Below are 26,061 nucleotides of genomic sequence, written 5' to 3'. Positions count from 1 at the left end.
TGATCCCCATGAAGTCCGCTTCCCCCCGGGGCTGCGCCCGCGGTGCCGTCGTGGGTGCGCTGCTCGCGCTGTGCTTCGTCGACGTGCTGGGCACGGTGGAGGCGGGCTACGGCGTCGGGCGCCCGGCCGCCGTCCTCACCGTCGGCCTGACCGCGCTGCTGTGGCCGGCCGCACGGCGGCCCGACTGGCTCACCCCGCAGCTGCGCACCGCCGTGCCCGCCCTGGCCTCGCTTCTCTACACCGCGTCGGCGCTCTCCCCCCACCGGGTCGCCGCCTTCGGCCCGGGCGAGGTCGCCGTCCTGCTGTGTCTGCTGTTCGTCGCGGTACGGCACTGTCCGCCGCGCTGGGCCGTGGTGTGCGGTCTGCTGGACCTGGCGGCCGTGCTCGCCCAGCCCGCCCGCTACTCCGGGCAGCTGACCTCGGGCCAGGCCCCGGCCTACGTCCTGGTCGGTCTGGTCCTGGCCGGTCTCGTCGCCTCCCTGGCGGCCTATCTGCGGTCCCTCGACTACCGCCGTACCGTCGCCGTCGCCGAGACCCGCCGCGAGGAACGCCTCGCCATCGCCGCCGACCTGCACGACTTCGTGGCCCACCACGTGACCGGCATCCTCGTCCAGACCCAGGTGGCCCGCATGATGGCGACCACCCGGCCCGAGGACCTCGACCCGGTGCTGGCGGGCATCGAGGGCGCCGCGACCGAGGCGCTGGCGTCCATGCGGCGCACGGTCGGTGTGCTGCGGGACGCCGACGAGGCCGACCGGCGCCCGGTGGGCGACCTCGTGGGCATCGAGGACCTGGTGGAGCGCTTCGGCGGTCCGGTCCAGAAGGTCGCCCTGGACCGCGGGGGCGTCCCGGACGACCTGCCGCACGAGGTGCAGGCGGCGGCCTTCCGGGTCGTACAGGAGGCGCTGACGAACGTACGACGGCACGCGGCCGACGCGACCGAGGTCACCGTCCGGCTGGGCCTCGACGGCGGCCGTCTGACCGTGTCCGTGGCCGACGACGGCCGGGGCGGCTCCCCGCTCCCGGACGCGGCGCACGGCGGCGGCTTCGGGCTCGTCGGGCTCAAGGAGCGGGTGACGGCGCTGGGCGGCGAGCTGACGGCCGGGCCGCGTGCGGGGCACGGGTGGGAGACCAGGGCCGTGTTCCCGCTCTCGGCCGAATGACCGAGGCGGTCGGGGCGCGGGTGTCGCCGTATGCCCGCAGGGGGCACCGTCCGACACCCGCGCCGATGCGAGGCCGTTCGGTTACGGCGCGTTGACCAGGTCGTGCGGCGGTACCTTGACCGTGCGCTTGCCCGGCTCGCCGCTCAGGATCACCTTGCGCAGGGCGACGTTGTTGTTCAGGTTCGTCTCCTGGAGGCGCTTCTCCGGGTTGGCGATGACCTGGATGTAGTACGTGCCGTTCGGCAGGTCCGTGATGTCGAAGGACTGGCCGGGGCGGTACTGGGTGTAGGTGTCGCCGGAGCCGACGTCGAGGACCTCGCGGACCGAGATGGAGTTCTGCTCACCGCACGCGGTCGACAGGTCCGTGTTGTACGGCTTCCAGTTGGCGTTCTTCACCGTGTAGTCCACGGCGTCGGTGTTGGCGAGACAGAACGCCTCCTTGCCGCTGCGCACCTCCCTCGTCTTGTCCTCGCTCAGCAGCCGGTAGCTGGCGAAGTCGGTGAAGTGCCAGTGCTCGTGGCCGATGCGCGGGTCCCACTCCATGGTGCCGGTGGGCGTGTAGCCGACCTGCTTGCCATTCGCGTCGTAGAAGTACTGGTACGCGTCCATCAGATCGGCGCCCGGCTTGCGGAAGCCGTCGACGACCAGGGGTGCGGGGCCGGCGTTCCAGACGTTGGCGCTGAAGGCCAGGTAGTCCTTGCCGGGTACGTCGCCGTCCTCGCCGTCGGTGATGGCGATGTCCCACGCCGGGAGGGAACGCAGGTCCGGCTTGGGCACGTTGGCCGGGACACCGGCCCGCCCGGTGGGCCGGGTGCTGTTGGGCCGCAGTGCGGCCGCGATGCGCGAGCCGTCGGTGTGGCCGCGGCCGTCGCCGAGGTGGTGGGCGAGGCCACGGTCCTCCAGGGCGTGGGAGAGGGCTCCCGGGGTGGGCTCGTCGGCGCCGCGCGGGCCGTAGTGGTGGGCCGCGCCCTGGGCCGACCCGTGAGCCGAGCCGTGGGCCGAGCCGTGCGCGCCGCCCTGGTGGGCGGACATGCCCCGGCCGACGCCGCCGTCCTCGCTGGGCTGCCGGACGGTGACCTTGATGGTCGGCGAGTCGTTCGGGATCCCGAAGAGGTCCCGGTACTTCTTCGCCACGGACACCTTCGCGGTGTACTCACCCACCGGCAGGTCCACGGGCTTGTCGTAGTCGACGGTGCTGGAGTTGGACGCCCAGCCCTTCTCGACACCCCACACCGACCCGATGGTGAACGGGTTGGTGGGACAGCTCTCGGGATAGTGCGAGGTGGCGGGCGCGTCCGGCCGGAGCCGGCCGGAGGCGTTGTTGGGGCAGAAGTTCCCCTTGGTCCTGGCGACCTCCGCCCCGTTCGCGTCCTTGACGGACACCTCCAGGAACCCGGGGAGCCCGGAGAAGTCCTTCACGAGCCCGGTGGGCAGCGCCTTGGTCGTCGTCGTGCCGTCGTGGCGGAAGACCTGCTTGGCGACGACGGGGTCCTTGTAGGACTTCCGCGTCACCTTGAACTCCAGGGGCGCGTTGTCGACGGTGACATACGTGCCCAGGTCCAGGTAGACCCCGGGTTCCCCCTGCCACCGGTCGAGCGTCACGGAGTTCGACGCGGCGATCAGCTTGAGCTTCGGCTTGCCGGGGGTGGCGGCCTGCGCGGCCCCGGCGCCGGGTGCCGCTCCGGCTCCGGTGACGACGACGGTGAGCGCGGCGCCGGCGGCGAGCGCGGGGCGCTTCCAGCGGCTGCGGTTGCGGTGTTGCTGACTGGTCATCGGTTCCTCGTCTGCGAGTGCCCTGGTCAGGGGCATCGGACTGGACAACCCACGGGCGGCCGACGGTGTGGACGCACCCCCATGCGGCCCCACATGCACTCCGGCACACCTGTGAGCGTCCTGTGAGACCGGTAAAGAGGGTGTTCAGGTTGCCTGTTGGGAAGGAAATCCATCGATCGGGCGGCGCCCGTCCCCGCACCTCACGCCCCGGTTACTTTTCCCTCAACCCCTGGTTGCGCGGGGGTGAGCAGGCGACGATGGGCACATGACTCTCGCCGAGCGCGCCTTCGAGCGCCTCCACGTCTGGCCCGACCTCCGCACGGGTCACCCCAGTTGCGGGACCGGGCGGGCCCTGCGCTCCCCGCACGGCGAGATCGTGCACTTCCACTCCGACCGTGATGTGGACCTGCATCTGACCGGCCGCGCGATCGAACGCTTCGCGAGGGACCTCCAGGGGTCCACCGCGATCCACCTGGTCCCCGGTTCCCGCTGGGTCACCGTGCACCTGGACTGCGACACCGACGTCGACCTGCTGCTGAGCCTGGTCAGCATGGCCCTCAAGGCGTATCAGGGACAGGCCGGCGAGTCCGCGGCGACGTGCAACTTCCGACGGGTGACGGTCGTACCGCGCGACATACCGGCGTAAGCGGTCCCGTCATCCCGCCGATGCCCGCCATGCCCGGTAGTGGTCCAGGACCGTCTCCTCGATCGGGCGGTAGGTGAGGCCCAGTTCATCGATGCTGCGGCTGTTGTCGACCTCGAAGCGGATGCCGAGGTGCTTGCGGATGTAGTCCTGGGTGAGGCCGAACGCCGGGCCGAGGACGCGAACGGGCCAGTGGGGCAGCCGGGTCCGGGGCAGGCGGAGGTTCCTGGGGTACGCGGCGCGCAGGATGCGGGACATGTCGTGGAAGGACGTCATGGTCGGCGCCGCGAGGATGTACCGGCCGTGTGCCCGCGGGTTCTCGGCCGCGGCGATGTGCGCGTCGGCGACGTCCCGCACGTCGACGGTGGTGAAGCTGAAGTCCGGGGCGCCGTAGAAGAAGTAGCCCTTGAAGAGCTCCTCCAGGAGGAAGAGGCTGCCGGACTCCGAGGCGGGGGTGAGCGAAGGGCCCAGGATCAGGCCCGGGTTGACCGCGACCATGCTCCAGCGGTCCTGCGCCTTCGCCGCGTCCCAGGCGGCCTGCTCGGCGACGGTCTTGGCGTAGTGGTAGGGGTTGTTCGCCACCGTGCTGGTGGTGTTGACGTACTCCTCCGTGAGGGTCCGGTTCTTCATCTCCAGTACGTCGGCGTAGTCGCCGAAGATCGCGCCGACGGTGGAGGTGAGGACGAGCCGGCGGACGGCCGGGGTGCGGTCGATGGTGCCGAGCACGTTGCGGGTGCCGAGGAGCGCGGGCTCCACCACGTCCTTGCGGCCGTCCTTGATCCTCTCCGGTACGAGGAACGGGGAGGCGACGTGGAAGACGGTCCCGCAGCCCTGGGCGGCCTCGTCGAAGGAGCCCTCGGCGAGCAGGTCGGCCTCGAACAGGTCGAGCCTGTCCGGGAATTCGGCCCGCATCGCCCGCAGGGGCCTGGTCTTCGGCGAGTCGGCGGTGCTGCGGACCGTCGTACGGACCCGATGGCCGCGCTCCAGGAGCCGTTTCACCAAGTGGCTGCCCACAAAGCCGCTGCCGCCGGTCACCAGGACCGGGGTCCTCTCCACGTCGTCCACCCGCGCTCCTCGAACAGAACGTGTCAGAGCCCGTAGCGGCTCTTCAGATGGCGCCAGAAGTCACGCGCCATCCACTTGTCGAACTCCGTGATCTGCGTGGCCGATCCGGCCTTCATGAGGAAACAGCACTGGCCGGTCGGCGTCCAGTCGTAGAAGTCGTCGAGCCCGAAGGTGTGGCCGACTTCGTGGAGATAGATATGGATGTTCTCCTGGCCGAGGGCCCCGGTGAAGTACTCCTGGCCGACCCGCTGGCCCCAGTCCCCGCCCGCGCCGCCCTGGAAGCCCTTGGTGAGCCACAGCGACTGGTCGTAGTGGCGGGTGACGCCGCCGGGGCACTTCGTGTAGTTGCCGTCCTGGTGGAAGAAGCGGCCGCAGTCGGGCGCGCACTGCGGGGCGCCGCCGCCGTCCAGGTTGTTGACGTAGATGTCGACCGAGTTGTCGGTCCACTGGAGCGTGGAGCGGTTCTTCACGGCCCAGCCGACGATGTTGACGGGCACATGGGGGTACGGCCAGGCGTTGGTGCCCGTGCCGTTGTCGAGCATGGCCGCCGTCCACTTGCCGAACTGCTTCTTCAGCTGGGCGTGGATCTGGTCGCGCAGTGCGGTGCTGACGGGGGCGTCGGACTCCCAGCGGACGCAGTAGTTGATGCTCCCCTTGTTGGCCATGACCTGGTCCCAGCCGTAGTTGCGGAAGCCGTAGAGGTTCGGATAGGTCGACTCGACGTGGTTCCAGACCTCGTTCAGGGGCTGTACGAGGGTGGACGGCGGGTTCCAGTTGTCGGCCGACTGTGCCGGGGCGGCCGTCGTGAAGGCCGCCGCCAGCAGGGCGGTGAGGAGGGTGACGAAACGCGCGATGCGGGTGCGCATGGGGGTGAACTCCCTTCGTGGGGTGGGACTTCACCACCAGGTCGCCACCGGCCGGGGGCAGGTTGCCGACGCGTTGTTCACACCCTGTGGATGGCGTCCACAAGGATGTCGATGACCCACGGCGTCCGCGGCCCGAAGCTCAGCAGGACGCCGTCCTCCAGGGTCACGATGCGGCGGTCGGCGCCGGCCGGGGTCTGGGCGATGCCCGGGATCTTGACGAGGCCGTCGATGCCGCCGACCGATGCGAGGCCCTTGTCCATCATCAGGATCACGTCGGGCCGGGCGGCGATGAGGGCCTCGCTGGTGAGCGGCGTGAACGGCTTGTCCAGGCCCATCTCGACCCCCGCGTCGACCGCGCCCGCGGCCTCGATCAGGGAGTCGGCGCCGGAGCCCTTGCCGCCCATGAGGTAGACGGCCGCGCTGCCGCGCATGTAGAGGAAGGCGACCTTGGGCCTGCTGCCCTCGGGGACGCCCGCCTTCGCCGCGGAAAGGTCCTCGGCGATACGGGAGTTGAGGGCCTTGCCCGCTTCCGGGACGCCCAGCGCCCGCGCGATGCGGGTGGTCCGCGTGGGGACGTCGGAGAGCTTCGTCGCCGGGTCCAGGACCACGACCGGGACGCCCGCGTCGCGGATCTGGTCGATGGCCTCGCTCGGGCCGGTGTCGGTGTCGGCGAGCACGACCGTCGGACGCAGCGACAGCACGCTCTCCGCGCTCACGTCGTGCGCCTTGGTGACCTGCGGGAGCTTCTTGGCCTCCGCGAAGGTGGCGGTGATGTCCCGGCCGACGACCTTGTCGCCGAGACCGAGCGTGAACACGATCTCCGCGATGCCGCCGTTGAGGGGCAGGACGCGCGACGCGTCCCGCACCGTCACCTGGCGCCCGTCGGAGGAGTCGACCGTCACCGGCAGCTTCGGCGTGGGCGCCTCGCCCTCCAGCGGTACGAGGGTGTTCTTCGCCAATTGCTTCCCGGCGGCCGCCGCCCGTGCGCTCGCGGAGACCGGTGCGGCCTCGGCGGACCCCTTGTCCGGGCCGCCGCCCGCACAGGCTGCCGTCAGCAGCGCCAGGGCCAGGGCCCACGACGCCGGTCCGATCCGTCTTCCTGACCTACGCATCGCCGAAGTCCTCCGAGTCTCTGGGTCCCGCACAGTTGAGAATAAGGTTAGGTTAGGTTTACCTTATTGACCCATGGTGGGGGTGCCGTCTTGCTGTCCTCAAGTGCCCTGAGTGGCCGAGGAGTTGCTCATTTCGCACTGGTCGCCGCCTCGGCGGGACTGGTGTTGACCGTGGTTTCACCGGCCGTCGCGGCCGCTACGGCGACCGGTCCCGAGGGGCAGAAACTCACCGCCTCCAAGAGCGCGGGCCTGGACCCGGCGGGCGAGACGGTCACCGTCTCCGGCACCGGCTACAACACCGAGAAGGGCATCTACGTCGCCTTCTGCGTGGACAACGGGGCGGGCAGGACCCCGACCCCCTGCGTCGGCGGCGTGGACATGTCCGGCGAGTCCGGGGCGTCCGTGTGGGTCTCGTCCGACCCGCCCTCCTACGGCGAGGGCCTCGCCGAGCCCTACAAGGGAAGCGGGCACGACGGCTCGTTCTCCGTGCGGCTCAAGGTCCGCGCCAAGGACGCCAACACCGACTGCACCAAGTCGGGCGTCACGTGCGCGGTCATCACGCGCAACGACCACACCCGGGGCGGGGACCAGAGCCAGACGGTACGGATCCCGGTGACGTTCGGCGGGACCGGTTCGTCCACCGCCTCGTCGACGCCGAGCGCCTCCGCCACGGCGGGCACCACGGGCGGCGGCGGCACCACGGGCGGCACGGGCACCACGGGTGCGGAAAGCACCTCGGACGGCCCCCTCGCCTCCACCGGCTCCACCGCCCTGACCGCCGGACTCATCGCGGCCGGTCTGGTCGCCGCCGGCACCGGCACCTGGCTGTGGGCGCGCAGGCGCCGGACGGCCACGAACGCCGGATAGACCCCACCCCACTTCCCCCAGGGAGAGTCGAAGATGGCGAAGAGATCCGGCGCCGCCGCCGTGACGGGCGGCGCGCTGCTCGCGCTGCTGTGTCCGGGCGTCGCGACGGCGGACGCGCCGCCACGCGAGGTGAGCGGCGGTTACGCGGCCCTCACCCTTGCGGACCAGGACGTCTCGCTCGACGTCGCCGCACCTGCCGTACGAGGATCGGGGGACCGTGCCTGGTTCCCGGCGACCGGCGGCGGGGCGGACCCCGAAGTGGGGTACGCGGACGTGGAGTTGGGCGGTACGGCCCTGCTGACCTCCGCCCCCGGGAAGCAGCTGCCCCTGAGCGGCCTCCGACTGGAGTTGGACGGCGACACGGGCACGCTCTACTCCCGTACCGCCGTCGACGGGCGGGCCCGCGAACTCGCCCTGGCCGAGGTCACGTCCGGCGCCGAACCCGTCGTACGGTCGAGCGGCGTGACCTGGAGCGGACTCCGGGCGGCGCTCACCGAGGACGGCGCCGCGCTGCTGTCCGCGGGGAGCGGAGCGGAGTTCGTCACCGGCGACGCATTCGGGGTACTGGACGTGACCGTGGGCACCGGAAGCGGAAGCACGGCGGCGCAGGACACCCCGCAGCCGGCTCCGGCCCCGACCGCGACGCCCACGGAGCGGGAACAGGCGGCGTCCGAACCGGCGGCCCCCACTGCCGCCGTCGTGCGCTCCGCCCTCGCCCCCGGCGCCGAACAGCGGGTCAGCGGCGAGGGATTCGAGCCCGGTGAGGTCGTGCTGGTCTCGATCGACCAGGACACCCGGTATCAGGCGGTGGCCGACGGGCGGGGGCGGGTCTCGCGGGCCTTCCCGGTGTACGACACGGCCGTCGAGGGCGTCCACACCGTGGAGCTGTACACGGTGGCCGGCGAGCGCGGTGCCGTCGCGGAGTTCGGGGTGCGGGCCCCGGAATGACCCCTCATGGGGCAGGGAGCGGGCCGGGCCGGCCCGCTCTTCGGCATGCCCACATCCCTTATCCACCAAGGGATTTGAGAGTTCTTTGCCGTCCGTTGACAAACAGCGCGAACTCATACTTAGGTTTGCCTTACCTAACTTGAGAGAAGGGTGTTCCTCCCCATGAGAGCCAACCTCGCCGCCCGCGCCGGCCTCGCCGTCGCCGCCGCCTCCGCCCTCACCCTGGGCCTGGCGACCTCCGCGTCCGCCGCGACCTCGACCCGCACCATCGTCGACGGCACCACCACCTACAACCTGTCGGTGACCGCCCCGGGCACCGCCTCCGCGGCCGGCCAGGTCGTCAACGTCACCGGCTCCGGCTTCAACACCGGCCAGGGCATCTACGTCGGTCTGTGCGTGGTCGACGGCGCGGCCGGCGTGAACAAGCCGACTCCGTGCCTGGGCGGTCAGGACGAGACCGGCGCGACCGGCGCCTCGCACTGGGTCAACAACACCTTCGGCGGCATGTTCGCCAACAGCTCCAAGTTCGGCACCGGCGGCACCTTCAACGTGAACATCTACGTCAACCCCGACCTCGGTGACGGCAACGTCTGCGGCTCGACCGTCGACTGCGCCGTCGTCACACGCGCCGACCACTTCGACACCAACGACCGCAAGTACGACGTGCACGTACCGATCACCTTCCCGTAGGCGCCCGCCGGACCGGGCCCCTCACTCGCGGGGCCCGGCTCTCGCACCACCGGAGTGCCGGGCGTACCCGACAAGTGAGGTTCCTTCCATGGCAGTCGACAGACCGGACGGGTCGGGCGGACTCCGTCTCAGACGTCCCGCGGCGCTCCTGGGCGCCGCCGCGCTGATGGCCGCGGCGGTGACCGCCGTCACCGTCGCTCCCGCCGCCCATGCCGCCGACACCCCGAAGACGGCACTCGGCAAGAGCGGTCAGAAGCTGACCGTCTCCGCCTCCGCGAACCTGGACCCGGACGGCGACACCATCCAGGTCACCGGGGCGGGCTACGACGACACCAAGGGCATCTACGTCTCCGTCTGCAAGGACAACGGCGACAACCGGCTCCCCACCCCCTGCCTCGGCGGCGCCGACCAGGACGGCAGCAGCGGCGCCTCGAAGTGGATCATCCCCAGGGACGCCTCCGACGAAGGCGCCGGCACGGTCGCCGAACGCTGGGGCGAGGGCGGCACCTTCGACGTCACCCTCGGCGTCAAGTCCAAGGAGAGCGGCCTCGACTGCCTCCAGGTCGCCTGCTCGGTCGTCACCCGCGTCGACCACAACGCGAGCGGCGACCGGTCCCAGGACGTCCGCATCCCGGTCTTCTTCGAGGGCCAGGACCCGGGTGACGGCGGCGAGGGCGGCGGCGACGGCGTGGACGTCCCCCCGGGCACGCCCAGCTACGCGCAGACCGCCGGGTTCACCACCGCCGGACGCCCCCTGGACGTGCTGCTGCACCCCGACTCCGGGAAGCTGTACGTCGGTTCGGAGAACATCCCCGACACCGCCGGCATCATCGAGTCGGGCCTGTACGCCCTGGACCCCGAGGACGGCACGCTCCTCAGCAAGGTCGCCCAGGCCCCCGGTGTGCCCGCCACGTCGGCCCTCGTGGGCCGCAGGATCATCGCCCCGCTCACCGGCGACGGCGTGCTCTTCCACTACCCGCTGCGCGGCATCGGCATGGCCAAGGACGGCGACACGGCCGCGAAGGGCTACGCGTACACCGGCACGGGGTTCACCGGCGTCGGACAGGACGCCGACACCTCCAGCGTGCTGGTCGCGGCGGGACCCGAACTGCGCCGCATCGACCTCGCCACCGGCACCGTGCAGAGCACGCTCACCCTCGAGGGCGGCAGGGAGCTCGGGGTGGACGCCGCCCGGGGCGTGGCCTGGTCCGTCGGCACCGCCGGGGACAAGAAGGTGCTGCGCCGCGTGGCCACCGCGTCCTTCCAGGTCACCGCCACGGCCGAACTCCCCGCGGACACGGGCGCCGTGTACTTCGTCGAGCCCGACCCGGCCACCGGAAACGTCTGGGTGGGCCTGGAGACCTCGGTGCTCGTCCTGGACGGCGACGGCAAGCCGCTGACCACCCTGACGGGCACGGACCGGGCCACGGCGGCGGCCTTCGACGGGCGCACCGGCCGGGCCTTCGTCCTGCGCCAGGACCACTCCGACAGCGACTCCGTCCAGGACGGCAACGGCGCCCTGGAGATCCTGGACAGCAGGACCTTCCGGCAGGCGATCGCACCGGCCGTGCTGCCGGGCGCCGAGGCGTCCACGTACGCGGGCATCGCCGTGACCCCGGGCGCCGCGACGGTGTACGTCACGCAGTGGGCGGAGAGCAAGGTCCTCAAGCTCGGCTTCCGTTCGTCCCCCGAGGTCACTCTCTCCCCCGCCGACCAGACCGTCGCCCCCGGCGGCAAGGTCACCTTCACGGCCGCCGCCGAGGGCACGCCGGCGCCCACGGTGAGCTGGAGCGTCAGCTCCGACGGCGGCCAGACCTGGGGGAAGGTCGCGGGCGCGACGGACCCCACGTTCACCTTCACCGCGAAGGCGGTCCAGGACGGCCTCGAGTACCGCGCCGAGTTCACCAACACGGCGGGCACGACCCGCACTTCGCCGGTCACCCTGACGGTCGTGAAGGACGACGACCCGGACGACGGCAACGGCTCCCCGCCCCCCACCGACGGTGCGGACGACAAGCCCTCCGGCTCGAAGACCGGCACCGGCTCCGAGAGCCAGAGGCTGACCGTCACTCCGGTCAACAACCTCGCCACCGAGGACCAGACCCTGAAGATCACCGGCTCCGGCTACGACGAGGACAAGGGCGTCTACGTGGCCCTGTGCGTCGACAACGGCGACGGCGAACTGCCCACCCCGTGTGTCGGCGGCGTCGACATGACCGGCGCCTCCCACTCGTCCGCCTGGATCTCGTCCAACCCGCCCGACTACGGCGAGGACCTGGCGACCCCCTACGAGGACGGCGGCTCCTTCGAGGTCGAGCTCACCGTGGACGCCAAGGACGAGTTCACCGACTGCTTCGAGGCGAAGTGCGTCCTGGCCACCCGTGCCGACCACACCCTCTCCGGCGACCGCTCCCAGGACGTGAAGGTCCCGGTCAGCTTCGTCGGCCAGGACCCGGTCGACACGGACCCGGGCACGGACGACGGCACGGACACCCCGGACGACTCGGACTCCGGCGGCACCACCGGCGGTGCGGGATCCGCCACGACCGGCGGCTCGGCAGGAGGGACCGTGGCCACCGGATCCACCGGCGGCAGCCTCGCCTCCACCGGCGTGACCGTGCTGTCCGCCACCGTCCTCGCGGCCGCCCTGACGGGCGCCGGCTGGGTGGCATACCGGCGGGGCCGTACCGTCCACTGACACCCGGCCTACAGACGTTCGCCCTCTCCGGCGCGGCCGGAGAGGGCGGACTCATGCCAGGGGTGTCACAGGGACACGGCTACCGCGTCGTACGTCGTCTCCGGTGTCGGCGGGGTCGTGAAACGGGCGTTGACCAGGTACAGCCGGTCCCCGTAGCGGGCGGCCGTGGTCGGCACGTCGAAGCGCGGGTCGGTGATCGTGGTGCGCAGGGTCGCGGTGGTGGCCCTGTCGTCCAGGTCCCAGACGCTCACCAGGTTGAGACGGTTCTGGACGACGTACAGCGTGCGACCGACGCGCCACAGACCGTCGCCGTTGACGACGGTGTCCTGGCCGACCAGCGTGATCCTCGTGGCGTGGCCGGTCCTCGGGTTGACGCGGTGGAGTTCGCCCGGGGTGGACTTGACGACGATCAGGGCGCGGCCGTCGGGGGTGCCGACGACGCCGTTGGCGTTGTTGACGTCGGGGAGCTGCACCCAGTCGCCGGTGAGCGGGAGGGTGCGGACGGCTCCGTCGCGGCCGCGGGGGACGCTGTAGAGCTGGGCGGCGCGGGAGTCGGTGAACCAGGCGCGGTCGCCGAGCAGGGTGACGTCGTTGACGAAGTGGCCGGTGGCCTCGCTCAGCTGGAAGGTGCGGACGACCTCGCCGGTGCGCGCGTCATGGACGCGGGCGACACCGGTGTTGCCCGCGACGTACAGCAGACCGTCGCGGTCGATCTTCAGACCGACGGCTATCTGGCCGGCGGCTCCGGCGTAGAGGACCGTGCCCTCGCCGGTGCGCAGGTCGACGCGGTAGATGCCGCCGTTGCCACGGGAGCCGAAGTAGGCGTACGGCTTCGAGCCGATCGCGATGCCCTCGGGCAGCCAGCCGTTCGGCAGCGGGAACTCGGTGGGCCAGGCGGCGGCCTGTGCGGCGGCGGGGGCGGCCGTCACCGCCAGCGCGGCCAGCGCCGCGGCACCGCCGAGGACGGCTCTGCGGCTCGGGTTCTGGATCATGGTGGGGACCTCCGTGGAATCCAACTCCGTTTACCGTTCCTTTAGTTGGAAACGGCACGGCGCAAAGGCGAGTTCCCGGAAATCCCGCGGACAGCATATGGACAGGTTCCTCGAATTCAGGACTGCCCTTTTGAGTCATTTCGGCGATACTTGCCATATGAGTACCGCAACGTTTGTAGTAGCGGCCGCGGGGAGCGATGTGCTCAACGTGATCGCCGCTTTCGTCGGTGGTGCGTTCATCGCCGGTGCACTGATCCTGGCCGTGCAGTTCGGCATGCGGGTGCAGGACCGGGAACTCGTCAGGCCTCGGCCGGACGAGCAGCCCACCCTTCCCAGCTCTGGCGCGGTCCACGAGATCAGTGAGATGCGGGAGCCGAACGTGGTCCCGCTCGCGGAGCGGGAGCGGCTCATGCCGTACCAGCTCCAGCAGAGCAGTAAACGAGGCAAGGACCAGCAGCGAAAGCGCTGGCTGCCAGGGTCCAGCGGATCCTTCGGCAGCGGCGGCCTGGGACACGTGTGACGGTGTGACGCAGAGGGGCTGCCCCGCCGACGGGGCAGCCCCCATACCTGTGCCGTCAGGGATCCGGGCCGGGTCAGCGCCCCGCCGGGGCGGTACCGCGGCCTGAGACGTGGGGTGCCGTCGCCAGGGCCCAGATCACGAAGAAGTCGACGCCGACCATGATCACGGACCAGACGGTGGAGTACGGCAGGAACAGGAAGTGCAGGACCATGCTCATCGACGCCAGGAAGATGCCGGTCATCCGGGCCCACCAGGCGCCCTTGAGGACGCCGTAGCCGACGGCCAGGAGGACGACGCCCAGGACGAGCATGATGACGCCCCAGCCGGTGAGGCTGATCTTGTAGACGTAGTCGCCGACCCGGTTGTAGACATCGTCCTTGGCGAGCGCGGAGATGCCCTGAAGCACCGCCATCACCCCGTTCACCAGCATCAGGACACCGGCGAAGACGAGCCCGCCGGTCACGAACCCGCTGCCCGCCGGCATGTCGGCGGGGGTGGGCGCGGCCTGCTGGTGGTCCTTGTCCCATACGGGCGGTGTCGTGGCGGACGGTGTCGTGGAGGACGGCGTCGCATGCGGTTGCTGAGTCATGGTTCGACGATCTGCCCGGGCCCCGGCGGGCACCACGGGGGCAGGGCCGAACGGGTGAGGGCCGGGGTGCGGTCGCGGGCGGGCCGATCTTCACTGGAGGCACCCGCAGCACCCTGGAGGCGATATGACGGGCTACCGCACGGCACCGGCGGCGGTGGTCGCGGCCGCCGCGCTCACCGCACTCACCGCGCTCACCGGCTGCTCCGACGACGACACCCCCGCGTCGGTGGCGAGCAGGGCCGCGTCCGTCGCGTCCCAGGGCGCGGACACGTTCGCGTCGGCGACGGCGGAGGTCGGCGAGAGGTTCGACGACGTCAGGAACGGCGTCGACGTCAAGGGCGACGTGCAGCTCGGCACGGTCACCGCCTCCGGCGGGCGCGCCGAGACCGAGGTCACGGCGGCCAACAGCGGCGGCTCCCAGAAGTCCTTCCTGGTGCAGGTGAACTTCACCGACGGCGACGGCAACTTGCTGGACGCGGTCGCGGTGACCGTCTCCGACGTGCCGGCGGGCAAGTCCGGGAAGGCGACGGCCCGCAGCAACCGCGATCTGTCCGGTGAGGTGAAGGCGGAGGTGGACAGGGCGGTCCGCTACTGAAACCGCCGCCTGCTCCCGCGTCGAAGGCTCACGCCATCCAGAAGAAGACCGCCGTCATCCGCTTCTCCTCCAGGGTGGCGCCGCAGTAACCGGTCGCGCTGTGCACCAGGTTGGCGCTGTAGAGCAGCAGCCGGTTGTACCGGTGCGGCACGCGTACGTCCTCCTCGAAGGCGTCCGGCGCCACGAACCGGGTGCCGAGCGCGTCGACGAGGTTGTTGTGCGGGGCCTGCACGACGTTGCCGCCGAGCCGGCCGCCGGGCAGGGACTGGCGGTAGAAGCTGGTCCCGCAGTCCTTGGGGACGCCGGGGTTGAGATAGAGGACCGCCGCGTACCGGCACAGGTTGCGCGAGTCGGTGTGCGGGCGGGGCGTGCTCTCGCCCTCGCCGACCACCTGGACGCAGTTGTGGTTGAGGGTGCCGCCGCCGGGGGTGCGCTGGACCCACAGCTCCTTGGCGCCGGTGGCCTGGCGCACCAGCCGCTCGACGCGGGCCAGTTCGTCCGGTTCGAGACCCGGCATGGCCCGCAGCCCCGGCCACGCCTCCGGCTTGTGCGGGTAGCCCTCGACCCAGTCGCCCTTGGCCAGACACCGCTCCCGCACGGCGTCCGCGTCGGGCAGGACGTCGTCCAGGACCCAGTAGTCACGCCCCTTGGTGGGCTTGCGGTAGGGGAGCACGGGAAGGGGGGCAGGGGGGTGTGGGGGCATGCGCCGAATCTAGGGCCGGGCCTTCTTTCGACTCTCCCGCAAAGGGGTCTGGAATCTCCCGCGAAGTGGTCAACGCTTCGTCAACGAGCCGCCGGAATACGGGATATCACACGCGTAATTGTCCGCATTCCGAACCCCATGTGTCAGTAATCCGCCAGTAACGCCCGCTGCCTAAGGTCACTCGCATCGGCCCTGTTCCGACACATTGGCCACGAGCAGGGCCGAGTCATGCCCCTCGGGACGGGAGCCGCCGTATCCCTCCTGTGGGGGGTAGGGATACACGCCGGGAGCCCCGCGAGACCGATGAGGTCACACACCGCGGGGCCTCCGGTGATCCGTCTGGGCAGTTCACATGTCCGGACATTTTATTTGTCCGGTCATATTCCGGTCAAAACAGGGAGCCGGGCTAGAGTGCGGCCCACATGAGCAGCAGAAACGCGGAAACGGCGGACGGTGCCGTGCGCCGACCGGCGCGGCCCGTCCTGCGGCTGTATCTGCTCGGCGGCTTCCGCACCGAACGCACGGACGGGGCTCCCGTCGCCGATCGCTGGCCGCGCCCCAGCTCCCGTCGCCTCGTCGAACTGCTGGCCGTCTCCCCCGGCCGGGTCAGGCACCGCGAGGAGATCATCGAGATGTGCTGGCCCGACACGGCCGGCACCCCCGCCGCCCTCGGCAGCCTCCGCGTCTCCCTGCACGCCGCCCGCCGCGCCCTGGAGCCGGAGCTGACGGCCCGCACCCCCTCCTCGTACCTGATCGGCGAGGGCGCACTGCTCCGGCTGGCGCCCGACACGGTGTGGATCGACGCCGACGAGGCCGAGACCCTCGCCGAGCGGGCCCTGCGCACCGGGACCACCGCCCACCTGGCCGCCGCCCTCGAAGCCTTCACCGGCGGGCTGCTCCCCGAGCACCGCTACACCCCGTGGGTGGAGGCGCGACGCGAGCGGCTCGACGCGCTGCGCGACTCCGTACGGCTCACCCTCGCCGAGGCGTACCTGGCGGACGGCGCCACGGAACGGGCGGCGGCCACCGCCCGCCGGATCCTCGCCGACAGCGCCGCCGAGGAACGCGCCCACCGGGTCCTGATCGGCGCCTACCTCCACCAGGGCATGCGGCGCCGCGCCCTCGCCCAGTACCACCAGTGCCGGCGCGCGCTGGACGCCGAGTGGGGCATCCGGCCGGGACCCGAGACCGAGGCGCTGCACCGCGCGGCGCTGGGCACCTCCATGACGGCCGTACGACGTCCCGCTCCCGCCGGTCCGACACCGCCGCCCGCCGTGCTCGACACCCTCGCGGCCTCGCCCTTCGTCGGCCGCCGCGCCGAGCTGGAACGCCTCCTCGACCCCACCCGCCCCGCCCTGACCGTGGTCGGCGGCGAGGCGGGCATCGGCAAGACACGGCTCGCCGCGGAGGCGGCACGGCGGGCCTCGGCGGACGGGGCGGCCGTGCTGTGGGGCGCGAGCCACGACACGGCGGAGCAGGCACCGTACGGCCTGTTCGTGGAGGCCCTGGAGGGCTGGCTGGCCGGCCGTCCGGCAGCCGAACGGGCCCGGGCGGGCGCGGAGTACCCCGAGCTCGCGGCGCTGCTGCCGTCACTGGGCCAGATCGGCCCGGCGCCGGGGCGCGGCGGCGGCCCCGAGTACGAGCGCGAGCGGATCTTCGCCGCCGTCTCCGGCCTGCTGGCCTCCGCGGCGGCACCGGGCGGTGCGCTGGTGGTGCTGGACGACGTCCATACGGCCGACACGGCGTCCCTGCACCTGCTGAGCCGCCTGGCCCGCCGCACCCAGGGGTCCGCGAAGGTGCGCTTCCTGGCCACGTACCGCCCCGAGGACCTCCCCGAGCCGGACCCGCGCCGCACCCTCCTCGACACCCTCGTCCGCCAGGGAACGGCCCGCCGGCTCCACCTGCCCCGCCTGGACCGCACGGACTGTCTGACCCTGGCGGCGGACGCGATGGGCGGCGACGGCGACTCCACGACCCTCGAACGCGTCTGGGAGCTCTCCCTCGGCCACCCCCTGTTCGCCGTGGAACTGGCCAAGGCGACATCCGGGATGTCCGGGTACGAGGACCTGACCCCGCCGGAGGGCGTCCGCCTCCTCGTCGCCGAACGCCTGTCCCGCCTCAGCCCGGCCGCCTGCCAGGTCATCGAGACCGTGGCGATGGCGTGCGGCGGGGTCGCGGCGCTGACGGAGGTGCAGGAGGTCGCGGGCGCCACGGCGGAGGTGGCCGACGGCATCGACGCCGCGCTCGCCGCCGCCGTACTGGAGGAACGGCCCGTACCGACGGACGGTCGGACCGTGCCCGGCCTGGGCTTCCGGCATCCGCTCATCCGGCTGGTGTGCCGCGAGCGGCTCTCGGTCGCGCGACGCCGCCTGCTGCACACCGCGTACGCCGAGCTGCTGCTGCGCCGCCGTCCCGGCGCGGTGGACGCCGTGGCCGCGCACCTCACGGGCGCCGACGACCCGCGCGCCGCCGACCATCTGCACCTCGCGGCACGCCGGGCCGCGGCCGTCGGCGCCGACGACACCGCCGACCACTACTACGGCGAACTGACCGCCCGCCTCGACGCGGTCGCCGTCGAGGCGGCCCGCATCCGCCTCGACCACGCCGCCGTACTGCGCCGCATGGCCCGCCACGAGGACGCGGCGCGGGTCCTGCGGGAGGCGCTGACGGATCTGCGGAGACACGGCAGAGCGGAGGAACAGGTGCGGGTGGCCGCCCAGTTGGCGGAAACGCTGGCCAAGACGGGGGAGGCGGGGGAGGGGTTCGCCCTGCTGGACACGTACCTCCCTGGTGATCGCACACCTGCGGAGACACTGGCGGCGCACTGGATGGCGCGAGGTGTCCTGTGCTTCGTGACGGGCGACTACGAGGGCTCGTTGAGGGCAGCACGTACGGCAGAGAAAAACGCCGGTGAGTGTGACGCCGTCAGGGGCGCGGGGAACTGCGCGACCAGCCACAACGAACCCGCACCCGCCAACGGCGAGCACACCCCCCATGGCCTGCGAGCCCGTGCACTGGCCCAACAGTCCACATCACTCGCCCTCACCGGCCGGCTGCCGGAGGCCCTCGCGGCCGCCGACGCCGCCCTCCCGCATGCCGAGGCACACGGCGACCCCCGACTGCTGGCCATGGTCCTGTCGATCCTGCGCGAGCATGCGAGACGCTCGGGCAGGCTACGGGAGGCCGCCGCGCTCGGCCGCCGCGCCCTCGACCTGGCCGACGGCTGCGGAGACCCGGAGGCCGCCGCCTTCGAACGCGCCAACCTCGCCGAAGTGCACCTCCTGCTCGGCGAGTGCGACGAGGCCGCGGAACTCGCCGCCGACGCCGTCGCCGAGGCCCAGGCGCACTCCGGCTGGTGCCTGCCGTACGCCCTCACCGCCCTCGCCCGCGTCCAGCTGCGCGGCGGCCCCCGCCCCGCGCTCCCCGACCCCCGCGAACTGCTGACCCGCGCGGCCCACTGTGTGTCCCGCCGGCCCGACCACCAGGCCGACTACGAAGTACGCACCGCCCAGGCCGAGTTGGCGCTCCGCGACGTCCGCCCCGACCGCGCCCTCGCCCTGCTGGCGACCGTGTCCGGCACCGGCGTCCCCGTCATCGCCGCCTGGGCCCACCTCACGGCCGGCGATCCCGCGCGCGCCGCGCGGCTCGCCGCGGAGGAGGCCGTACGGGCCGCCGGGGCGGGCGAGGCGGTCACCGAATGCGAGGCCCGTACCGCGCAGGCGACGGCGCTGGCGGTACTGGGCCGCGCGGACGAGGCCGGGCGGTGTGCGGCCCGGGTGCGCGAACTCGCCACGGCCCTGCCCTACCCGACCGTGCTGCGCAGGGTGTCCCACGCGAACCCGTCGTGACCCGTCACCTGGCGGGCGCCACCGTGACGTTCTTCTGCTCGCTCAGCGCGCTGACGCCGTTGAGGGAAGCGGTCGCCTGGAGCCGTCCCGGACCGGCGGGAAGCGGCAGAGCGGGCCGGCAGGACCACGCGCCGCCGGCGCCGGCCGTCGTGGTGCACACCTCGGCCCCCGGCTCCGGCCCCTGACCCGTCACCCCCTCGTCCTCCGCGTCCTCGTGCCGCACGGTCACCTGCGCCCCCGGATACGCGGTCCCGGCCATCTCCGGCCGCGCGCCGAGCGGCACCCCGGACTCGGGCCGGGTCAGCGTCGGTTCCGGCAGGCCGACGGTCACCGCGCAGGTTCCGTGGTCCTTGCGCGTGCCGCTCGCGTCCGTGAGCCGCATCGCGCAGCCGGTCAGACGGGTGCCGGGCACCGCGTCGGCCGGTACGGCGAGGACGAAGGGGAAGGTGTGCTCCTGCCAGGCGCCCGCGTTCGTGGGGCCCGTGTAGGTGTACGTGGCGCTGTCGCCGTCGGTGTCGACCGCGCCGCGGTAGCCGTGGGCGTCGAGGGGGGTGTCGGTGACCGCGGTGCCCTCGGGGGCGGTGAGCGTCAGGCGTGACCCGACGCCGAGGGCGGGGCCGGAGTATCCGGCGGCCTCCACGATGCCTTCGCGACCGGGCACGATGGTGACGGTGGCCCAGAGGTCACGGCCGCCGTGCGCGGAGGCGGGCGTCCAGGCCGATGCGATCAGGGTGAGTGCGGTGATACCCAGGGCGGCTGTCTTCCGGCTCATTCCTCGATTCTGACGGGGCGTCGGGGGTCAGGTCTCGCGCTGTGCGTCCGTACGGGTTGCGGACCGGCGAAGTGACGTACGCATCATGAACACCCGTGGCTCCTCGTCCGTACTGAAGGTCCGAACAACCCCGATCGGACAGGAGCCACGGTGCGCTTTTCGCGGAATGCCACGGGCACGCTCTTCGTGGGCGGTGCGCTCAGCCTGACCCTGGTCGCGCTCGCCTATCCCGCGATGCTCGGCTTCGACAAGGTTTCGACCGCTCAGGACCGGGTGATCGCCCAGACCCAGTGGGGTCCGCTCACCGAGCAGGACCGGGACTTCGTGGTCAAGGTGCGGGCGGCGGGCCTGTGGGAGTACCCCCTCGGAAAGATCGGCATGGAGAAGGGAACGACCAAGGAGGTCAAGACCGCGGGAGAGCATCTCGTCGACGGCCACGCGGCGCTGGACACCACCTGCCGCAAGATCGCCCCGATGCTCAACATCACCCTGCCGAACGTGGCGAGCCCGCAGCAGGTGGCCTTCGTGAACCAGATCACCTCCAGCACCGGCCGGGAGTTCGACTCGAACTTCGCCAACATCCTGCGCATCACCCACGGCTCGATCTTCAACACGGTGGCGAAGATCCGCTCCACCACCAAGAACTCGCTGGTGCGGGCGCTCGCGGACCAGGCCAACGACACCGTCCTGGACCACATCACGGTCATGGAGAAGACCGGCTTCGTCAACTTCGACCAGGCCCTCTTCCAGCAGACCACCCCGCCGAAGCTGCCCACCACCGATCTGACCCCGCCGCCCCCGCAGCCCGGCGAGCCGATGGTCGTCCTCACCCCGCCGCCGACCGCGACCTCCACTCCGGTCGCGCTCCCCGGCGAGCAGGCGGGCAACGCCCCGGCCGCGGGCGCCAGCCCGAACCCGACCATCGGCTGATTCCGCTACGCAAGCCAGACCGTCGTGTCCGGTGCCAGCAGCCCGTCCTCCAACGGGCCGCTGGCCAGCAGCACTTCGCCCGGCGGCAGCTCCACCGCCGCCGGGGACAGGTTGGCCACACACCGCCACCCGTCGTGCCGTACGAAGTCCAGCACCCCGTCGGCGGCCCCGTCCGACCAGGTCAGCGCCTCTCCCTCCAGCAGTTTGCGGCGCAGCTTCAGGGCGGCGCGGTACAGCTCCAGGGTGGAGCCCTCGCTGCCGTCCTGCGCCTCGACGGCGTACCGCGCGAAGCTCTCCGGCTGCGGCAGCCAGGCCCCGCCCGCGCCGAAGCCGTACGACGGCCCGGTCCGTGTCCACGGCAGCGGCACCCGGCAGCCGTCGCGGCCCTTGCGGACGCGTCCCGTCTGCTCCCAGATCGGGTCCTGGAGCACCTCGACGGGCAGGTCGGCGACCTCGGGCAGACCGAGTTCCTCGCCCTGGTAGACGTACGAGGATCCGGGCAGCGCCAGCATGAGGAGCGTGGCGGCGCGAGCGCGGCGCAGCCCCTCGGCGGCATCGACGTGCGGTGCCTGGCCGCCGGAGAGCAGCCAGGCGTTCTCGTCCGTGCCCGGCGGGAGCATCAGGCGGGAGGTGTGGCGTACGACGTCGTGGTTGGACAGCACCCAGGTGGCCGAGGCGCCGGCCGCGCGGGCGCCGGCGAGGGAGTCGACGATGACCTGGCGGAGTTCCGCCGCGTTCCAGCCCGCGAGCAGATAGGCGAAGTTGAAGGCCTGGCCGAGCTCCTCGGGGCGGGCGTACTGCGCGCGCCGGTCCGCGCCCGGGACCCAGGCCTCGGCGACCGCCATGCGGGGCGGGCGGTAGGAGTCGAAGACCTTGCGCCAGTCGCGGTAGATCTCGTGGACCTCGTCGCGGTCGAAGAAGGGGTGGGTGCCGGGCGCGAACTCGGCCAGCGCCTGCTCGCCGCTGAGTTCGGGTGACCCGAGGTCGCGCAGCGGCTCGGCGAGGTCCTTGGCCAGGGCGTGGGCCACGTCGACGCGGAAGCCGTCGACACCCCGGTCGGACCAGAAGCGCAGGGTGGTGCGGAAGTCGGCGCGGACCTCGTCGTGGTCCCAGTTGAAGTCGGGCTGCTCGGGCGTGAACAGGTGCAGATACCACTGTCCGTCCGGTACCCGCTTCCAGGCGCTGCCGCCGAACACGGACTGCCAGTCGGTGGGCGGGAGTTCCCCGTGCGCACCCCGCCCGTCCCGGAAGACGTACCGCTCGCGGGCGGCCGAGCCGGGCCCGGCGGCGAGGGCCTCCTGGAACCACACGTGCTGGTGGGAGCTGTGGTTGGGGACGAGGTCGACGATGACCTTCAGACCGAGACGGTGGGCCTCGGTGACCATGGCGTCGAAGTCGTCGAGGGTGCCCAGACGCGGGTCGACGTCCCGGTAGTCGGCGACGTCGTAGCCGCCGTCGGCCAGCTCGGACGGGTAGAAGGGGCTCAGCCACAGGGCGTCGACGCCGAGGCCGCTCAGATGCGTGAGCCGCTCGGTGACGCCTCTGATGTCACCGAGCCCGTCGCCGTCGGCGTCGCCGAAGCTTCGGGGGTAGACCTGGTAGACGACGGCCTGCCGCCACCAGTTCGGGTCCCTGGACGAGAGGTCGGGGGTCACACGATCTCCTGAGTGCTCTGTGCGTACGGCAAAGACGAACAAAGAGGAATCTGTCCACAGCTGTGGAGGGACGAACCTCCCCAAGGTGCGGAGCGCCGCGTTCCTTGTGTGGCGGAATTGTGATGGCCGATGAACAGACCTTGCATTCCCGCAGGTTGACACCCTTCGGCGGCGAGATCCACGATGTCCGCAGCTGTGGCGCATGTGACCAATGAGCCCAGTGTTGCCGAGCGCTTTTCTGTGCCCTCGGCGTTTTCGGATCACTCCACCCTGATGGGATACGCATGTCCATAGCGAGACGTGTCACTGTGCGCCGCCTGCTGGGGACGGGCGCCGCAACGCTCGCCCTCTGCGCCTCGGGCGCATCCGCCGCCTGGGCCACCGGGCCCGGCGGCGACGGCTGGAACCACGGTGGTACTTACAAGCCCGGCACGGGCGCGGGTACGGAGACCGGGACCGACCGCTGCCAGTTCTCCCTGGACGGGGTCAGCTTCTTCGACTCGGTCAAGGTCGACGACCAGAACCTGAAGCCGACCGAGGACGGCAAGGTGCACATCAAGGTCCGCGCGGCTCAGGACGCGGCCACCTGCACGGCCTCGCTGGCCTCCTACATCGCCCACGGTCCGACCTTCGCGACCTCCGGCGAGCAGATCTTCGTCGACTTCGACACGGTGACCGTCAAGCAGGGCCAGAGCGACTCCCTCGACATCGCGGTGCCCGACGCCGGCTGCTACGCGCAGATCGACCTCTACCGGGGCGCCACGAAGTTCGACGGCAACCTCGACGCCAACGACGGCTTCACCCACGGTGAGCTGCCCAAGGGTCCGGACCGCCCGGTCATCAAGGACAAGCTGATCGCGGCCTGGAACGGCGGCACGAAGGACTGCTCGACGACGCAGACCACGCCTCCGGCGACCCCGCCCGCCGAGACGACTCCCCCGGCGTCCGAGTCGACCCCGCCGGCCTCCGAGTCGACTCCCCCGGCCTCCGAGACCACGCCTCCGGCCTCCGAGACCCCGTCGACGGGCACGCCGACCCCGTCCGCCTCGGAGTCCACCACGGCCCCCGCGGCCACCCCGAACGGCGGCGGCGACGACCTCGCCGAGACCGGCGGCTCCAGCGCGACCGGCCCGATCGCCATCGGCGCGGCCGTCCTGCTGGCCGGCGGCGCGGGCATCGTCCTGGCGACCCGCCGTCGCAAGGCGACGCGCGCGTAGTGACGAAACGCGGTTCCCCGCGCCCTTCAGGGGCGCGGGGAACCGCGCGGCCGGCCCCTACCGGCCGGCAGCCACGTCACCGCCTACTCGCCCTCCACCACCGACAGCCACAACTTCACGTACCGCTCCACATCCACGTCCAACCCCACATCCACCAGGGTCAGTTCGCGCTCACCCTCGTGGATCTCGGCCTCCCCGGGCCGCGGCCGACGGTCGACAATGGTCTGCCCCCGGGTCGCCCCCGGCGCCAGGCTCACCTCGACCGGCAGCAGCTCAGTGCTCAGACCCCCCGGATCCACCACCGCACACACCGCCCCCGCGTCCCCCAGACCCCCCGTGGGCGTGGGATCCCCGGACGTCGCCGGATCACGGTGGGCCAGCAACTCCCCCGCCATCCGCAGCCGCGGCTCCGAACTCGCCCGCAACCGCTGCACATCCGCCGCCGGCACCAGCACCCGCTTGAACACATCGAGCCCGTACATGGTGATCGGCACCCCCGCGGTCAGCAGCACCGCCGCCGCCTCCGGGTCGTGCCACACGTTGAACTCGGCGACCGGCGTCGCGTTCCCCGTCGCCACCGCCCCGCCCATGAACACGATCCGCTCGATGTTCCGCACCACCTCGGGGTGCGTCCGCAGCAGCAGCGCGATGTTCGTCAGCGGCGCCGTCGGAATGAGCGTCACCGGCCGCGGCGACGCCAGGATCTCGCGGCGCAGCAGCGTCACCGCGTCCACGTCGACCGGCCGCCGGGTCGGCGCGGGCAGCCCGAGGTCGCCCATCCCGTCCTGCCCGTGCACATGCTTCGCCGACCGGGCCGGCTCGACCAACGGCCGCTCGGCGCCCCGCGCGACGGGGATGTCACCGGCCCCGGCCTGCTCCAGCACGGTCAGGGTGTTGCGTACGACACCGTCGACGTCGGTGTTCCCGGCCACGCAGGTGATCGCCCGTACGTCGAGGCCCGGGTGACGTACGGCGAACAGCAGGGCCAGGGCGTCGTCGACACCGGTGTCGCAGTCGATGATCACGGGAATGGGGTGGGCGGTCACGATGGACTCCTTCCGTCGGGACCGACCTTACGCAGCCGCCCACAGTTCGGACCCGCGAGCCTCGACCACCGCCCCCACGCGCCGCAGCAGCTCCTCCACCGGTACGGCCCCCGGCCGGCGCCCGTCGCGCAGCCGTACGGCTGCCAGGTCGCCGTCGGCCTCCCGCGCGCCGATCACCGCGACGTACGGCGCGAGCCGGGCCGCGCGGATGCGGGCGCCGAGGGTGCCGTGCCCGGGTCCCGCGAGTTCGGCCCGCAGTCCGAGGCCGAGGGCACGGCGGACGACCTGGTCCGCCTGGTCGTACTGCTCCTCCGACACGGGCAGCACGACCAGCTGCGCCGGTGCCAGCCAGGCCGGGAACGCCCCGCCGTGCTCCTCGATGAGATGCGCGACCGCCCGTTCCACGCTGCCGATGATGCTGCGGTGCACCATGACCGGCCGGTGCTTGGCCCCGTCGGCGCCGATGTAGTGCAGGTCGAAGCGTTCGGGCTGGTGGAAGTCGATCTGCACGGTGGAGAGGGTGGACTCACGGCCGGCCCGGTCGGTGATCTGCACGTCGATCTTCGGACCGTAGAAGGCCGCCTCGCCCGCCACCGCCTCGTACTCGATCCCGTCGAGGACCTGCTCCAGCAGGGCGGTGGCCCGCTTCCACAGCTCCGGGTCCGCCACGTACTTGGCGCCCTCCCCGGGCAGCGACAGCCGGTACCGGGCGGCCCGGATGCCGAGGTCGGCGTAGGCGCGGCGGATCAGGCCGAGGGCGGCGCGGGCCTCGTCGACGGCCTGTTCCAGGGTGCAGAAGATATGGGCGTCGTTGAGCTGGATGGCCCGGACCCGGGTCAGTCCGCCGAGCACGCCGGACAGCTCGGAGCGGTACATGCCGCCCAACTCGGCCAAGCGGAGGGGTAGTTCTCGGTAACTGTGCGAGCGGGAGCGGTAGATGAGGGCGTGGTGGGGGCAGAGGCTGGGGCGCAGCACGACCTGCTCGCTGCCCAGATCCATGGGCGGGAACATGTCCTCGCTGTAGTGGTCCCAGTGCCCGGAGATCTCGTACAGCTCCCGTTTGCCCAGCACGGGCGAGTACACATGCCGGTACCCGGCGGCCCGCTCGGCCTCCCTGACGTACTCCTCCAGGGTGTGCCGTACGACGGCCCCGTCCGGGAGCCAGTACGGCAGCCCCGCGCCCATCAGCGGGTCGGTGTCGAACAGGTCGAGTTCTCGGCCCAGGCGGCGGTGGTCGGACATGGCGGATTCCTCTCGGTGAGAGGGCGAGGCCACCGGACAGCAGAGAACCCCGGGGCACTCGCCCCGGGGTTCGCGTCAGCTCATGGGTCAGCGCGCCGGGACGTGGTCCGGCGTCGTCGTGGCAGAC

At 72.0% G+C, this 26,061-nt stretch carries 22 protein-coding genes; 11 read left to right on the top strand and 11 right to left on the bottom strand.

Translation table 11 applies throughout. The features are described 5' to 3' along the window. Positions 1–8: 8 nt before the first annotated feature. Positions 9–1,163, top strand: a complete 1,155-nt coding sequence (locus ACIOHP_RS05750; protein ID WP_401883703.1) for a sensor histidine kinase — start codon at positions 9–11, stop codon at positions 1,161–1,163. Between the two features lie 81 nt (positions 1,164–1,244). Here the strand turns inward: ACIOHP_RS05750 and ACIOHP_RS05745 are convergent, their stop codons facing one another. Then, a complete protein-coding gene (locus tag ACIOHP_RS05745; protein WP_401883701.1) occupies positions 1,245–2,936 on the bottom strand; it encodes a lysyl oxidase family protein in 1,692 nt (563 codons plus the stop codon). A gap of 265 nt (positions 2,937–3,201) precedes the next feature. On the opposite strand from ACIOHP_RS05745, the gene ACIOHP_RS05740 reads away from it, so the two are divergent. Next, complete coding sequence (locus ACIOHP_RS05740) at positions 3,202–3,582, top strand: luciferase family protein (RefSeq protein ID WP_401883699.1); 381 nt, start codon at positions 3,202–3,204, stop codon at positions 3,580–3,582. Between the two features lie 9 nt (positions 3,583–3,591). On the opposite strand, the gene ACIOHP_RS05735 is transcribed toward ACIOHP_RS05740, so the two are convergent. From ACIOHP_RS05735 to ACIOHP_RS05725, 3 genes are all read right to left on the bottom strand, one after another. Further along, positions 3,592–4,644: an NAD-dependent epimerase/dehydratase family protein gene (locus tag ACIOHP_RS05735; RefSeq protein WP_401883697.1), complete on the bottom strand. Its 1,053-nt coding sequence runs from the start codon at positions 4,642–4,644 to the stop codon at positions 3,592–3,594. 23 nt (positions 4,645–4,667) lie between these two features. Then, the gene (locus tag ACIOHP_RS05730; protein WP_401883695.1) at positions 4,668–5,510 is read right to left on the bottom strand and encodes a hypothetical protein; all 843 of its coding nucleotides are present in this window, start codon (positions 5,508–5,510) and stop codon (positions 4,668–4,670) included. A gap of 77 nt (positions 5,511–5,587) precedes the next feature. Continuing rightward, positions 5,588–6,622 (bottom strand): hemin ABC transporter substrate-binding protein, encoded by a 1,035-nt coding sequence (locus ACIOHP_RS05725; protein WP_401883693.1) that lies wholly within the window; start codon positions 6,620–6,622, stop codon positions 5,588–5,590. 171 nt (positions 6,623–6,793) lie between these two features. On the opposite strand from ACIOHP_RS05725, the gene ACIOHP_RS05720 reads away from it, so the two are divergent. The 4 genes from ACIOHP_RS05720 to ACIOHP_RS05705 all read left to right on the top strand — a co-directional run bounded on the left by ACIOHP_RS05720 (position 6,794) and on the right by ACIOHP_RS05705 (position 11,825). After that, positions 6,794–7,489, top strand: coding sequence for a hypothetical protein (locus ACIOHP_RS05720; protein WP_401883691.1), 696 nt, complete (start codon positions 6,794–6,796; stop codon positions 7,487–7,489). 33 nt (positions 7,490–7,522) lie between these two features. After that, positions 7,523–8,437 (top strand): hypothetical protein, encoded by a 915-nt coding sequence (locus tag ACIOHP_RS05715; RefSeq protein ID WP_401883689.1) that lies wholly within the window; start codon positions 7,523–7,525, stop codon positions 8,435–8,437. Positions 8,438–8,599: 162 nt separating this feature from the next. Then, a complete protein-coding gene (locus tag ACIOHP_RS05710; RefSeq protein WP_361550664.1) occupies positions 8,600–9,127 on the top strand; it encodes a hypothetical protein in 528 nt (175 codons plus the stop codon). A gap of 88 nt (positions 9,128–9,215) precedes the next feature. Beyond that, positions 9,216–11,825, top strand: coding sequence for an immunoglobulin I-set domain protein (locus tag ACIOHP_RS05705; protein WP_401883687.1), 2,610 nt, complete (start codon positions 9,216–9,218; stop codon positions 11,823–11,825). A gap of 65 nt (positions 11,826–11,890) precedes the next feature. On the opposite strand, the gene ACIOHP_RS05700 is transcribed toward ACIOHP_RS05705, so the two are convergent. Then, a complete protein-coding gene (locus ACIOHP_RS05700; protein WP_401883685.1) occupies positions 11,891–12,817 on the bottom strand; it encodes an SMP-30/gluconolactonase/LRE family protein in 927 nt (308 codons plus the stop codon). A 157-nt stretch (positions 12,818–12,974) separates the two neighbouring features. Between ACIOHP_RS05700 and ACIOHP_RS05695 the strand changes: the two genes are divergently transcribed. Continuing rightward, positions 12,975–13,337 (top strand): DUF6479 family protein, encoded by a 363-nt coding sequence (locus ACIOHP_RS05695; protein WP_361552332.1) that lies wholly within the window; start codon positions 12,975–12,977, stop codon positions 13,335–13,337. Positions 13,338–13,410: 73 nt separating this feature from the next. Here ACIOHP_RS05695 and ACIOHP_RS05690 read toward each other — a convergent pair whose 3' ends face one another. Beyond that, a complete protein-coding gene (locus tag ACIOHP_RS05690) occupies positions 13,411–13,926 on the bottom strand; it encodes a hypothetical protein (RefSeq protein ID WP_361552335.1) in 516 nt (171 codons plus the stop codon). Between the two features lie 124 nt (positions 13,927–14,050). Here ACIOHP_RS05690 and ACIOHP_RS05685 point away from each other — a divergent pair, with 124 nt between their 5' ends. After that, entirely contained in the window at positions 14,051–14,521 is a 471-nt protein-coding gene (locus ACIOHP_RS05685) for a hypothetical protein (protein WP_401883682.1), read from the top strand. Positions 14,522–14,549: 28 nt separating this feature from the next. On the opposite strand, the gene ACIOHP_RS05680 is transcribed toward ACIOHP_RS05685, so the two are convergent. Then, positions 14,550–15,224, bottom strand: coding sequence for a DUF6445 family protein (locus ACIOHP_RS05680; protein WP_361552341.1), 675 nt, complete (start codon positions 15,222–15,224; stop codon positions 14,550–14,552). A 422-nt stretch (positions 15,225–15,646) separates the two neighbouring features. Here ACIOHP_RS05680 and ACIOHP_RS05675 point away from each other — a divergent pair, with 422 nt between their 5' ends. Beyond that, entirely contained in the window at positions 15,647–19,072 is a 3,426-nt protein-coding gene (locus tag ACIOHP_RS05675) for an ATP-binding protein (protein ID WP_401883680.1), read from the top strand. A 4-nt stretch (positions 19,073–19,076) separates the two neighbouring features. Here ACIOHP_RS05675 and ACIOHP_RS05670 read toward each other — a convergent pair whose 3' ends face one another. Continuing rightward, the gene (locus ACIOHP_RS05670) at positions 19,077–19,844 is read right to left on the bottom strand and encodes a carboxypeptidase regulatory-like domain-containing protein (protein ID WP_401883678.1); all 768 of its coding nucleotides are present in this window, start codon (positions 19,842–19,844) and stop codon (positions 19,077–19,079) included. Between the two features lie 186 nt (positions 19,845–20,030). Here ACIOHP_RS05670 and ACIOHP_RS05665 point away from each other — a divergent pair, with 186 nt between their 5' ends. Beyond that, positions 20,031–20,774 carry a DUF4142 domain-containing protein gene (locus tag ACIOHP_RS05665; RefSeq protein ID WP_401884126.1) on the top strand — a complete coding sequence of 248 codons (744 nt, stop codon included), beginning with the start codon at positions 20,031–20,033 and terminating at the stop codon, positions 20,772–20,774. A gap of 5 nt (positions 20,775–20,779) precedes the next feature. On the opposite strand, the gene ACIOHP_RS05660 is transcribed toward ACIOHP_RS05665, so the two are convergent. Next, on the bottom strand, positions 20,780–22,429 hold the full coding sequence (locus tag ACIOHP_RS05660; protein ID WP_401883676.1) for a glycoside hydrolase family 13 protein: 1,650 nt from the start codon (positions 22,427–22,429) through the stop codon (positions 20,780–20,782). Positions 22,430–22,713: 284 nt separating this feature from the next. Between ACIOHP_RS05660 and ACIOHP_RS05655 the strand changes: the two genes are divergently transcribed. Next, positions 22,714–23,646, top strand: a complete 933-nt coding sequence (locus ACIOHP_RS05655) for an LAETG motif-containing sortase-dependent surface protein (protein ID WP_401883674.1) — start codon at positions 22,714–22,716, stop codon at positions 23,644–23,646. An 83-nt stretch (positions 23,647–23,729) separates the two neighbouring features. Here ACIOHP_RS05655 and ACIOHP_RS05650 read toward each other — a convergent pair whose 3' ends face one another. Together ACIOHP_RS05650 and thrS are read right to left on the bottom strand one after the other, a co-directional pair. Beyond that, the gene (locus ACIOHP_RS05650; protein WP_401883672.1) at positions 23,730–24,692 is read right to left on the bottom strand and encodes a nucleoside hydrolase; all 963 of its coding nucleotides are present in this window, start codon (positions 24,690–24,692) and stop codon (positions 23,730–23,732) included. A 27-nt stretch (positions 24,693–24,719) separates the two neighbouring features. After that, a complete protein-coding gene (gene thrS / locus ACIOHP_RS05645; RefSeq protein WP_401883670.1) occupies positions 24,720–25,967 on the bottom strand; it encodes a threonine--tRNA ligase in 1,248 nt (415 codons plus the stop codon). Between the last annotated feature and the right edge of the window lie 94 nt (positions 25,968–26,061).

Source organism: Streptomyces sp. NPDC087859, assembly GCF_044742595.1.
GTDB classification, from domain to species: Bacteria; Actinomycetota; Actinomycetes; order Streptomycetales; family Streptomycetaceae; genus Streptomyces; species Streptomyces canus_F.
The sequence above is the reverse complement of the archived record's forward strand: the minus strand, read 5'-3'. Positions and strand labels throughout refer to the sequence as shown.